The organism is Hyphomicrobium facile (assembly GCF_900116175.1).
Taxonomy (GTDB): Bacteria; Pseudomonadota; Alphaproteobacteria; order Rhizobiales; family Hyphomicrobiaceae; genus Hyphomicrobium_B; species Hyphomicrobium_B facile.
This window is the reverse complement of the sequence record NZ_FPCH01000002.1, coordinates 57,328-69,665: the sequence shown is the minus strand read 5'-3', so window position 1 is coordinate 69,665 and position 12,338 is coordinate 57,328. Positions and strand designations below refer to the sequence as shown.

The following is a 12,338-nucleotide window of genomic DNA, read 5'->3' as shown; positions in this document are numbered from 1 at the left end:
GCAGAAACCGGGATCGACGCGAAGAGGGGTCTTTCATCCGGCGGCCTTTTACGAGTATAGACTAGCCACCTTTGGCCCCGTAGCTCAGCTGGATAGAGCGCGAACCTTCTAAGTTCGATGTCGCAGGTTCGAATCCTGCCGGGGTCGCCATCTAAAAATTTCTCGAACCAGCGACACGGTTTCCCGCTCGCGCCCCCTGCTGCCGCCCATTCGTCGAACCTCATGGATCTTTTCCGGGACCGGGCGTTTGGGCAACGACCCCCACGCCGCTCTGCTCCGGCTTTGCATCGGTCCTTGCTCCCTTATGAAGCATTACGACATATTGTGTTGCCGCAGATCGACGAACGGACAGCTGCCAGCTTTTTTGACAACCGGAGACGGCGCATGGGGTTGTCACGCTTCATTCGAAAGTTTGTTGGTTCTCGCCAGACGTCCGAGGGTCCCTCTTTCGAAGTTGAGCGTCTTCCGGAGCTTCGCGGAGAACCGATTAAATTCGGACCAATCCGGGTGCTGTCCTACCGGCCGCCAATTTTCCTTTCCGGCATCCCCTATGATGAGTTTCTTGGAATGGCGCCCGCGTTCGGGAGGCATTATGGAGACGTCGAAGCCGGTTTCATCATCTTTCCTACCTGGTCGATAGAAACGCCCCAAAAGGCGAAGGCAATTCGACAGTCATTTCTTCAGCACACCAAGCGCTATCCCCGCCATAAGATCCGATACATTTGCAACACGCCGGGCGAGACACGGCTCCTCGAAAAATTTGGCCAGCCCGCGATGTTTCTCAATCACAAGTTTACCGTTTCTGAGCGGGTGTTCCGGCCGCTTCCAGAGGCCAGTGTCGAGTTTGACGCGATTTACAATGCTCGGTTCGTCGCTGGAAAGCGGCACGAATTGGCAGCTGAGATTGAGAGAATTGCCTACCTCACCTATTGCGAGCCGGAGGAAAGCCGGCAGCAGGATTTTAAACGCCTGTGGCGCGAAACGAAGGCGCGCTGTCCAGCACATGAGTTGCTGAACGAAATTTCAAATGACCTGCCGGTGCGTGTCTCTCATTCAGAGGTCAACGCCGCGCTCGCTTGGGCGTCGACCGGCCTTCTCCTTTCCGAGGTAGAAGGCGCGAGCTACGCAGCGGTGGAATATATGCTCGCTGGCCTTTCGGTCGTCAGCACGCCGAGCGCGGGAGGCCGGGACGCATATTTCGATCCCGAATACTGCATCGTATGTGACGCAACCCCGCGAGCGGTCCGCGATGCGGTCGCGGAGCTCAAGAGCAGGAACATTCCCAAATCATATATACGCGACAAGACGCTGAAAAAGCTTGAGCCTGAGAGACAACGCTTCCTGGCCTTGATCGATAGCCTCGTTGAGGAACTCGGCGGACAACCGCAGCCTGCCGGAGTTTGGCCATTCGGAGAGATAAGCGGCGTTCCCTGGGCGTCATTTGATATGCATCTCGCTGACTTTGATCAGGCCGCGGCTCGGCGGGCGGCCGCGCGGGCGGCTTCATGAGGACCTTGATCCTGCAAAAAACTTCGGGCCCAAGCCGGAAAATCCGGCATTGAGCCCGAAGTCAAAGGTCGTGGGTCGTGTCGAGAATTCTGATCAGTCGAACTTGAGCGTGAAGCCCCCCATGACGGTGCGCCCGAGGCCCGGCTTGATGCCGTCCGACCGATCCGCGATATAGAACTCGTTCGTCAGGTTTTGGCCGGAGACGAACAGCGAGAGCTGCTCGGTGACCTTGAGGTTGGAGCGAGCCGACAGCAGCCAGACGTCCGGGATCAAACCCTCTTCCGCATAGGACGAATTGATCGCATCCGTGTGGAACGCACCGCGATAGGTCCAGCTCAGGCTTGCGTCCCATCCGATGGCGTGCTCGACGCCAAGGGTGAGGTTCGCGAAGTGCCGGATCGATTCCGGTACGCTGTTTCCTGCAACGTTCTGCAGATTGTCGTCTTCGTCCAGCGCCGAGCCCTTTTCGATCTGCGCGTCGGCAAAAGTGTAGACCGCCTCACCGAAGAAATTCCAGGGACCGCCCGTGAAGGGCTTGCTGTCGAGCCGCGAGTAGATTTCGAAGCCGTTGATCGAGACCTCGTCGAGCGCCGTGAACACGCGGTCGCCGGCATCGTTCTGGAACGCTTCGCCGAACTGATAATTGTCAATCCGGTTGTGGAAGTAGGCCATATCGAGCGTCAGGCCGTGGAAGGCTGTCGTGCGGACGCCGAGCTCGAAATTATCGCCGATCTCCTCCTTGGGAGCGAGGAACGAGTCGAGATCATCGTTCGCATCGCGGATGATGTGCGGGGTGAGACCCCGGTGATATCCGCCGTAGACCGTTGTCCGCGGTGCTGCATTCCACGCGAAGCCAAGCATCGGCAGCACCTGGTCGTAGCTTTTGCTTCCCTTGATCCCTTCGTCGAGATCATGGAATTTGATGTCGTAGGTTTCGAGGCGGACGCCGGGTACCACGGTGAACGTCGGCGTTACGTGGATCGCGGACTGGATGAAGGCCGCGAACGACTGCGCTTCGAGCTTTGTCGGATCGCCGTCGCGAGCGCCCCGTCTTCCGAAGTTGAGAACCTCGCCAATCTCGCCGATGCGGTTCTGATTGTTGAAGTCTTGCTCTTCGTACCGGATGCCGGCTTGCAGGTCGTGCCGAATGCCGCCGACGAGCGGCAGATTTGCGAATTCGACACGCGAGTCGGCGCCGTAGTTTTTGTAGCGGCGGTCACGTCCTTCCATCAGGATATCGGCCCGCGTGTCGCCCGGCGCGTCTTCGCTGTTGAAGAAGCGCGCGCGCTCGTGATCGCTGGTGAAAAAGCGCGTCGAAACGGTCGTGTTCTTGTCGACGTAGTAATTGTGCGCCACCTGAAGGCGGAAGAAATCAGCATTGTAGTTGCTGAGATCGTGGCAGCACGGAGCTTCGAAGTTGCCGGCAGCCGCGCCTTTGGTCTTGTTGCGCCCGAACCTGAAGAAGTCCGCATACGAGCCAAGGAAGTTGTCCTCGTCGTAGGTATCGCGCTGACGGAAGTAGCCGCCCGAGATGGTCAGATCCTGGTTCGTGCCCCGGAATCCGATCGCACCGTAGAAGTCGTTGTAGCCGAGATCTTCGACATTCCACGAGCCGCCGGCATCAGCACCCGAGTACGAGGCGACGACGCCGACGTTCCCGAGGTTCTGACGCGTATGGATGTGGCGATAGTTGTTGATGTCCCTGTCGCTGCCATCCGTCGTCCCGATCGCACTCTTGATAACGGTCTCATTGGCGCCGAACGGCGAGAGATTGCGGAAGTTGATCACGCCGTGGTTGTTGAGCGGGCCGTAGTTGACGATGGGTCCGCGCATCACCTCGATGCTCTCGATACGTTCGAGTGGCGGCGTGTAGTGCGTGGATGAGTCGAGATAGGTCGAGAAGTTGATCGGTACGCCGTCCTCCATGACGAGGACCTTGCGCGAGCGGCGGAATGGCGAGCCGCGGACACCGATGCCGCTGTGGCGCGACATGCCGTCGTCCGTGACGGTCACGACGCCCGGCACGTTGACCAGGGCTTCATGGGTCGTCAGCGGGCGCTCAGCTTCGATATCACCGGACGTCACCCGGCTGGCGGAGCCCGCGAAGTCCTGCAGGTTGTCAGGCAGCACGGACTTGGCATTGATCGGCGAAATCGGTCCGCTCTCGGCTCGTGCAGCTGCACCGCCGCTTGCCTTTGCGCCGTACGGCGAGTTTTCAAGGACCGGTGCGTCCGGCGCAGCCGCCGCGGTCGGAGCCGGCGCCGATGGGGGCGTCGCGGCCTGCACCGGTGCGGTCTTTTTCTTCGCCGCTGGAGGCGTTTTCTTTTGCTGAACAACCTCAACGTGCGGCAGTTCAGACTGGTGGGAGGGCTCTGCGGTCGTCTGGGCGCTTCCGGGCGAGGCCATGAGTCCGACTGTGCCGGCCATAACCGTAAGCTTCAGTTTTCTACGTCTCAAAATTTGGTACCCCCAAATAACTCCTTGTTGAATCTCAGGAAATCTGACCCCCCAGCCAGAGTTGCTCTTCCCGCGATATGTTCCGATATAGTGTTACATGTTCAATTAGAAGGCACCTCACCGATTGTTGACCAAAAGTTGAATGAATTTGCCGGAGCGTCCGGCACGACAATCGTCGTCGTCGCCTGTGTCGACGGCGATCACGCCGTCTATGACTCGATCCAAGCCGCCGCCTGGCGCTGGCAGCCGTAGCGGCGTCTCCAATGTTTCAGATCGCCGTGACAACGCCGGCTCATTTTCGCTGACCGTGTTTGCGCTGCCCTTGACGCCAAGTCCTTTCGCGTCACAGCTTTAGCCTCGGCGCGCTATCGCGATGCGGAAGGGGGGCTGTCCATGACGGTCAATTCGGAAGACGATTTCATCAAAAAGGTCGAGCGCGCCTATCAGGGCGAAGTCTACGGCGAAGCGCTCTACAGTGGCATCGCCAGCGCGATGGACGATCCGGCCCGCGCCGAGAAATGGCGCGTATTGACCGAACTCGAAGTGGTGACGAAAGCCCGTATGCGCGACCTCGTCGCCAAGCTCGGCGGCGACCCGCGCGAAAGCGACGTCTTCCGTCAAAAGGGCGTCGATCACGTTCAGAAATATGCGCGCATGCCGTGGACCGACTTCATGAAAGTCTTTAGCCGCGAGCTTGATCCAATCATCGAGCGCTACGCCGCTCTCGAAGAGCGATGCGCGCCGGACGACGTCGAGACATTGCGGTTCCTGACGGAGCATGAAGTCGTGACCAAGGCCTTCTGCGACCTCGAATTGGCCGGAAGGTCCGATATATCCATTGAGCCGACGCGCGAGCTGATCGCCAAGATGCGCACGGCATAGAAGGGGCGGGCACACGGCACTCCCGCCACGGGCCATCCTGACGCAACGGTTTATGATGTGTCGCAATTAGCAAAGTTTGCGTCTTCTGCGGCAGCACGGAAGTCTCGCTCGCCGCCTAACTAACGCATGCATCTCGATAAATGGTCGCTTAGCACACGCGTCGCGTGATGCCTGTGGGGAGTGTGGATGAGGAAAGATTACTCTTCCTGGTCGCTTTTCACGAAGGGCCTCAGGCACAATGAGGGCTGGAATCCGGCGTGGCGGAGCGCCGAGCCGAAACCATCCTACGACGTCGTCATCGTTGGCGCAGGCGGCCACGGCTTGGCGACGGCTTACTACCTCGCGAAAGACCATGGCGTTCGCAATATTGCGGTCCTCGAGAAGGGATATCTCGGCGGCGGCAACACCGCGCGCAATACGACGATCGTCCGTTCCAATTATCTTTGGGACGAAGCGGCCCTGCTCTACGAGCACGCTCTGAAACTTTGGGAAGGCCTGACCGAAGATCTGAACTTCAACGTCATGTTCAGCCAGCGGGGCGTGTTCAACCTCGGACACACGCTGCAGGACATGCGCGATATCGAACGCCGCGTGAATGCCAACAACCTCGACGGCATCGACGCGATGGTACTCGATGCCGCCGAGGTGAAGCGCCGTATCCCGATCCTCAACACATCGAAGTCAGCGCGATATCCGGTCCTCGGCGCAAGCTTTCAACCGCGCGGCGGCGTCGCCCGCCATGACGCGGTCGCGTGGGGCTTTGCGCGCGCAGCAAGCAAATACGGCGTCGACATCATCGAGAATTGCGAAGTCACTGGAATGGACATCGCGAACGGCCGCATCGCTGGGCTCGAGACGACGCGCGGCACGATCAGAAGCGAGCGCGTCGGCTGCGTCGCGTCAGGGCACTCGTCCGTTCTCGCCAAAATGGCCGGCATTCGCATGCCGATCGAAAGCCATCCGCTGCAAGCATTCGTATCGGAATCGATGAAGCCCGTCCTCGATACCGTCGTCATGTCGAATGCGGTGCACGGCTATGCGAGCCAGTCGGACAAGGGTGAACTCGTCATCGGTGCGGGTATCGATCACTACACGAGCTATACGCAGCGCGGCAGCCCGCACATCATCGAGCATACCGCCGCCGCCATCCTCGAGCTCTTTCCGATGTTTTCGCGCGCGCGCATGAACCGCCAATGGGGCGGCATCGTCGATACGACGCCCGACGCATGTCCGATCATCAGCAAGACAAAGGTCAAAGGCCTCTACTTCAACTGCGGTTGGGGAACGGGCGGCTTCAAGGCGACGCCGGGATCGGGGAATGTCTTCGCCCACACGATTGCGCGCGACGATCCGCATCCGCTCAACCGCGCGTTCGATCTTGCACGCTTCTCGACAGGGCATCTTATCGATGAGCACGGCGCAGCTGGCGTCGCTCACTAATTCAGGACCGCACGATGTTTGTGTTGTTTTGCCCGCACTGCGGCGAAAAACGGGAAGAGGAAGAATTCGGATACGGCGGCGAGGCGTTCATTCCGCGCCCCGCTACTCCCGAAGCGCTCGATGACGAAGCTTGGGGCGACTATCTCTTCATGCGCAAAAATCCCAAGGGCTGGCATTGGGAAATGTGGTCGCACAACACCGGGTGCCGCAAGTTCTTCGTCGTGAAGCGCAACACCGCGACGAATGCCATTGCCGGATCGTGGACGCTGGCCGAAGGCCGCAAGGCCTATGATGCGGAGGGCGGCTCGACGTGAGCAGTTATCGGGTCCGCCGCCCTGGCGCGCGGGTAGATTTCGACAAGCCCCTGACATTCTCCTTCGATGGCCAGGCTTACGATGGCTTCGCAGGCGATACGCTTGCCTCGGCGCTGCTCGCGAATGGCACGCGAATGCTTGCCCGCAGCTTCAAGTACGGCCGCCCGCGCGGCATCATCGGCACCGGGCCGGAAGAGCCGAACGCGCTGATGCAGATCGAAACCGGCGCGCATACGATACCCAATCTCAAGGCAACGCAGGTCGAGCTTTACGACGGCCTCGTCGCGCGCCGGACGACGGGCTGGCCGACACTTGAATTCGATCTGAAGAGCCTCGGTGGATTGTTTTCGCGGTTCATGCCCGCGGGCTTCTATTACAAGACGTTTCAAAACCAGAAGCTCTGGCCGAAGTTCGAGCACATCATAAGGCAGGCCGCGGGCTATGGCAGCGCGCCGTCCGAACCGGACCCGGAAACGTACGATCACAGCCATCGGCACGCACAGGTCGTCATCGTTGGCGGCGGTGCGTCTGGATTGCTCGCGGCCCTGCTGGCCGGACGTGCCGGGCTGAAGGTTGTCCTGCTCGACGAGCAGAACGAGTGTGGCGGCTGGCTTTTGTCGTCGCCGCACAGCGTCATCGGCGGGGAACAGGCAAGCGCTTGGCTGAAGTCTGCGGTCGGTGAACTGCAAAGCCTGCCGAACGTGCAGGTGTTGACGCGCACGAGCGCCTTCGCGCTCCACGACATGAATTTGGTGCTCGCCGTCGAGCAGCTTCAGGATCATCTGCCGATAGCCGATCGCGCCGCCCATCAGCCGCGCCAGAGACTGCATCGCATTCGCGCTGAGCGCGTCGTCTTGGCGACGGGCGCGATCGAGCGGCCGCTGGTGTTCGGCAACAACGATGTTCCGGGCATCATGACGGCGTCGGCGCTGACGACATACCTCAATCGTTACGGGGTTGCCGTCGGCAAACGCATTCTTCTGCAAACGAGCAACGATCACGTCTATCAGGGGGCCGCTGATCTCGCGCGCGCCGGCTGCGAAGTCGTGCTCGCCGATACGCGCACGCGCATAAATCCTGCCTGGGAAAAGCGTGTGCGTGCCGCCGGTGTCGATGTCAGAACAGGCTTCGGGATCGCCTATGCGCGGGGAAGGCGCGCGGTCACAGGCGCGCAGCTCGTAAAGCTCGACGCACAACGCAATGTCGTTGTTGGCAGCGGCCCGTCTATCGACTGCGATGCGCTGGGAAGCTCAGGCGGCTTATCGCCAACGGTCCATCTCTACTGCCACGACGGCGGTCGGCCTCATTGGGACGAAGAGAGATTGGCCTTCGTCGTGCCGGAAGCGGGCCGCGCGAAATCCGGCATCTACGGCGTCGGCGCGGTGACCGGCGAATTCGGCTTGCAGAACGCGCTTGAGCAAACGGAGCGCATAACGCGTGAACTCCTTTCATCGCTTGGCAAGTCCGCGCCCACATCATCAGGCAATCTAAAAACGGATGAACCGGATGCGACCCCGGCGCGGCGCATCTTCCGAGTGCCGGACGGCCGGGCCGAGGGCCACGGCAAGAAGGCCTTCGTCGACTTCCAGAACGACGTTTCGGCCGCCGACATCCATTTGGCGGTGCGCGAGAACTATCGATCGATCGAACATATCAAGCGCTATACGGCGTTGGGCTTCGGAACGGATCAAGGCAAGCTCTCCAACGTCAACGGCTTCGCGATCGCAGCCGACGTTCTTGGCAAGAGCATCCCGGAAGTCGGCACGACAACGTATCGCCCGGCCTATTCGCCCGTGACGTTCGGCACGCTCGCAGGCGCTCATGCGGGCGATACCTTCGAGCCGCGGCGCTATTCGCCGATGCAGGCAGCTCACGTTGCGCGCGGCGCTGAGTTCGAACCGGTCGGCCAGTGGTTGCGGCCCTGGTATTTTCCACAGACGGGCGAGGACCTTCACGCGGCGGTGCGCCGGGAGTGTCTGGCGGCGCGGCGCGGTGTCGGCATCATGGACGCCTCCACGCTTGGCAAAATAGACCTTCGCGGCAAGGACGTTCGCGAATTCCTCAACCGTGTCTATGCCAACGCCTGGACCCAGCTTGCGCCGGGCAAATGCCGCTACGGCTTGATGCTCGATGAGAACGGCATGGTGATGGACGACGGCGTGACCGCGTGCGTTGCCGACAACCACTTCCTCATGACGACGACGACGGGCGGTGCCGCGCGCGTTATGACGTGGCTCGAGAAATGGCATCAGACCGAATGGCCGGATCTCGACGTCTACATGACGTCGGTTACGGATCACTGGGCGACAGCCGCCGTCGTCGGACCGAAGAGCCGGCAAGTTCTGGCGAAGATCTGCAGCGACATCGACCTGTCGCCGTCGGCTTTCAAATTCATGGATTGGCGCGAGGGAACAGTCGCAGGCGTTCCCGCGCGCGTGTTCCGCATCAGCTTTTCGGGTGAACTGGCGTTCGAGGTCAACGTCGACGCAAATTACGGCCATCACGTCTGGGAAGCGCTGATGGACGGCGGCCGTGAATTCGATATCACGCCCTACGGCACCGAGACGATGCACGTCTTGCGCGCCGAAAAGGGCTTCATCATCGTCGGCCAGGACACGGACGGATCCATGACGCCGCTCGATCTCGATATGGCCTGGGCCGTCGGCATGAAGAAGCCGTTCAGCTTCATCGGCAAACGTTCGTTCGCGCGCAGCGATACGGCGGGCCCCAACCGCAAACAGCTCGTCGGCCTACTGACGGACGATCCGCAAATCGTGCTCGCCGAAGGCGCTCAGGTCATCGAGCGCGCCGATGTCACGCCACCGGCCGCGATGCTCGGCCACGTCACGTCGAGCTACTACAGCCCCGAACTCGGCCGCTCGATTGCGCTGGCGGTCGTCCGCGACGGCATCGCCCGGAGGAGCGAAGACGGACACAAATCCGGACGAGACCTGCTCTACGCCTACGCTGGCGGCAAAGCGCACAAGGTGACGGTCGTCTCTCCTGTTTTCGTCGACCCGAAAGGAGATCGGCAGAATGTCTGAGCCAACCATGCGGTCGCCCCTCCATTCCTTCGGTCTGGAAGAGCAGGCAAAGCCCATCGACGGCAGTTGCGGCGTCTGGGCCAACGAAATTCCGCACCTCGGATACATTAGCCTTCGCGGTAACGGCACCGATCCTGCCTTCGTTACCGCCGCATCGACATCGCTCGGCGTATCGCTTCCGCTCCGGCCGTGCACGTTCGCTTCATCGAACGGCATAACGATTTTGTGGCTCTCCCCGGACGAGTGGATGATCGTCTGTCCGCGCGCTCAATTGTCCGCGCTGTTGGGCAGTCTGCGTCACGCTCTGACGGACGTGCGCAGTCAGGTCGTCGATAACTCGGGCGGCTACACGCAAGTCATTATCGAAGGCCCGAACGCCCTCGACGTTCTGCAGCATGTCAGCGTCTATGATTTCGCGGGGCTGGAACCGGGCCGCGTCGTCGGCACGACATTCGGCAAGTCGTCGGTTTACGCATTCCGCCAGGGCGAAGGCTACCGCGTGGTGATCCGGCGCAGCTTCGCCGACTACATTTGGCGCTACCTCGTGCGCGCTGCCGTCCCCTACGGATTGGGTATTGCTGACCTCGCCGGCAGCCGCGTCACTGAAGAGGGAGTGCCAGCATAATGCGCTACCCATCGATCTTCACACCGATCAAGCTCAACCAATTGACGCTGCCGAACCGCATCTACTCGACGGCGCACGCCGAGGTTTATGCGGAAGCCGGAGGCATGCCGGGCGATCGCTACATTCGCTACTATGAGGAGAAAGCCAAGGGCGGCCTCAGCATGGCAATCTGCGGCGGGTCGAGCCCCGTGTCGATCGACGTTCCGCAAGGCGCGTGGCGGCCTGTCAACCTGACGACCGATCGCGTCATCGAACCGATGGCTCGGCTCGCGGAAACGGTCCATCGCCATGGCATGAAGATCATGATCCAGGCGACGCATATGGGGCGCCGCTCGGCTTATGCCGGCGATCCGTGGCCGCATCTCGTCTCGCCGTCAGGCGTGCGCGAGTTCGTGCACCGCGGCAATGCCAAGGCCATCGAGATTGAAGATATCCGTCGCATCATCGGCGATTTCGCGGCGGCCGCGAAGCGCGTGCAGGCATCGGGTTTCGACGGCATCGAGATCTCGGCCGCCCATCAGCAACTGATCGACCAGTTCTGGTCTCCACGCAGCAACATGCGGACTGACGAGTGGGGCGGCAGCCTTGAGAACCGCATGCGGTTCGGCTTGGAGGTGCTGACCGCCGTGCGCGAAGCCGTCGGCCGCGATTTCTGCGTCGGACTGCGCATGTGTGCCGATGAGTTCCATGAGGACGGACTTGATCACGAAGTCCTCAAGGAAATCGCACAGCGCATGTGCGAGACACGCATGATCGATTTCTTCAGCGTGATCGGTTCGGGCGCGGATACGCATAACACGCTGGCGAATTGCATGCCGCCGATGGCGTTGCCGCCCGAGCCGTTCGTGCATCTTGCCGCCGGAATCAAGTCCGTCGTCGATGTTCCGGTGCTTCATGCGCAAGGCATCCGCGATATCACACAGGCGGAACGCATCCTCGCGAACGGCCTCGTCGATATGGTCGGCATGACCCGCGCGCACATCGCCGATCCGCACATCATGAAGAAGGTGCGCGAAGGACGCGAGGACCAGATCCGTCAGTGCGTCGGCGCCAACTATTGCATCGACCGGATGTATTCGGGCTCCGATACGCTTTGCGTCCAGAACGCAGCGACCTCGCGCGAAGCGACGATGCCTCATGTCATTACGCCCGCCAAAGACGCGAGAAAAAGGCGCGTGGTGGTCGTCGGCGGCGGACCGGCCGGGCTCGAGGCCGCGCGCGTATCGCGATCGCGCGGCCATGACGTCGTTTTGTTCGAACGCAATTCGGCGGTCGGTGGCCAGATCAACCTCGCAGCGAAGGCACCGCAGCGTGAGCAGATGGCGGGCATCGTCCGCTGGTTCGATCTCGAAACGAAACGTTTGGGCGTCGACCGGCGACTTGATACGGAAGCGACGCCCGAGATGGTGCTGAGCGAGCAGCCCGACATCGTGGTTCTCGCGACGGGCGGCCGAAGCTTCACCGATCAGGTCGCCAACTGGGGCGCAAAAGACGGGCTATCCGTTAGCTCCTGGGACATCCTTTCGGAGAAAGTGGCGCCCGCCGAGAACGTGCTCATTTACGACGGCATCAGCGCGCATGCGGGGTTCGGCACCGCGGATTTCCTCGCAAGCCGCGGCGCAACCGTCGAGATCGTGACGCCGGATGCGAAGGTTTCCGATGACGTCGGCGGCACGACATTCCCGATCTTCTACCGTCGCCTCTATGCGCAAGGCATCATTCCGACGCCGAATTTCTGGCTCGATCGCGTCTACGCGGAAGGCAACAAGAAGGTCGCCGTGCTGCGCAACGAATATACGGACGAGCTTGAAGAGCGCGTCGTCGATCAGGTAGTTATCGAAAACGGCATCACGCCGAATACCGAGCTTTACACGTCGCTGAAGGACCGCTCTCTCAATCGCGGGCAGGTCGATCTCGCATCGCTGTATGCTGCCGAGCCGCAACCCGCGCTCCAGGAAGCGACGGACGGCGAGCGATTCCTTCTCTTCCGCGTCGGCGATTGCGTTTCGATGCACAACATTCACGCTGCCATCTACGACTCGCTCCGGCTGTGTAAGGATTTCTGAT

The 12,338-nt window shown here is 61.1% G+C and carries 8 protein-coding genes and 1 tRNA gene; 8 read left to right on the top strand and 1 reads right to left on the bottom strand.

The genetic code is table 11. The annotated features are described in order from the left end of the window. Positions 1–73 precede the first annotated feature (73 nt). Both BM399_RS07340 and BM399_RS07335 read left to right on the top strand, forming a co-directional pair. Positions 74–150: transfer RNA gene (locus BM399_RS07340), tRNA-Arg, on the top strand. Between the two features lie 234 nt (positions 151–384). Then, positions 385–1,509, top strand: a complete 1,125-nt coding sequence (locus BM399_RS07335) for a glycosyltransferase (RefSeq protein WP_092866676.1) — start codon at positions 385–387, stop codon at positions 1,507–1,509. Positions 1,510–1,602: 93 nt separating this feature from the next. Here the strand turns inward: BM399_RS07335 and BM399_RS07330 are convergent, their stop codons facing one another. Next, positions 1,603–3,936, bottom strand: coding sequence for a TonB-dependent receptor family protein (locus BM399_RS07330; RefSeq protein ID WP_244531142.1), 2,334 nt, complete (start codon positions 3,934–3,936; stop codon positions 1,603–1,605). Between the two features lie 423 nt (positions 3,937–4,359). Between BM399_RS07330 and BM399_RS07325 the strand changes: the two genes are divergently transcribed. The 6 genes from BM399_RS07325 to BM399_RS07300 all read left to right on the top strand — a co-directional run bounded on the left by BM399_RS07325 (position 4,360) and on the right by BM399_RS07300 (position 12,337). Further along, on the top strand, positions 4,360–4,848 hold the full coding sequence (locus BM399_RS07325; RefSeq protein ID WP_092866672.1) for a hypothetical protein: 489 nt from the start codon (positions 4,360–4,362) through the stop codon (positions 4,846–4,848). Positions 4,849–5,034: 186 nt separating this feature from the next. Continuing rightward, entirely contained in the window at positions 5,035–6,288 is a 1,254-nt protein-coding gene (locus tag BM399_RS07320) for a sarcosine oxidase subunit beta family protein (RefSeq protein ID WP_092866670.1), read from the top strand. A gap of 14 nt (positions 6,289–6,302) precedes the next feature. Further along, on the top strand, positions 6,303–6,602 hold the full coding sequence (locus BM399_RS07315) for a sarcosine oxidase subunit delta (protein ID WP_092866668.1): 300 nt from the start codon (positions 6,303–6,305) through the stop codon (positions 6,600–6,602). Beyond that, positions 6,599–9,646, top strand: a complete 3,048-nt coding sequence (locus tag BM399_RS07310) for a sarcosine oxidase subunit alpha family protein (protein WP_092866666.1) — start codon at positions 6,599–6,601, stop codon at positions 9,644–9,646. The genes BM399_RS07315 and BM399_RS07310 overlap by 4 nt, the downstream gene beginning before the upstream one ends. Continuing rightward, entirely contained in the window at positions 9,639–10,271 is a 633-nt protein-coding gene (locus BM399_RS07305) for a sarcosine oxidase subunit gamma (RefSeq protein ID WP_092866664.1), read from the top strand. Before BM399_RS07310 ends, BM399_RS07305 begins: the two co-directional genes overlap by 8 nt. Next, complete coding sequence (locus BM399_RS07300; RefSeq protein ID WP_092866662.1) at positions 10,271–12,337, top strand: NADH:flavin oxidoreductase; 2,067 nt, start codon at positions 10,271–10,273, stop codon at positions 12,335–12,337. The genes BM399_RS07305 and BM399_RS07300 overlap by 1 nt, the downstream gene beginning before the upstream one ends. The last annotated feature ends 1 nt before the right edge of the window (position 12,338 follow it).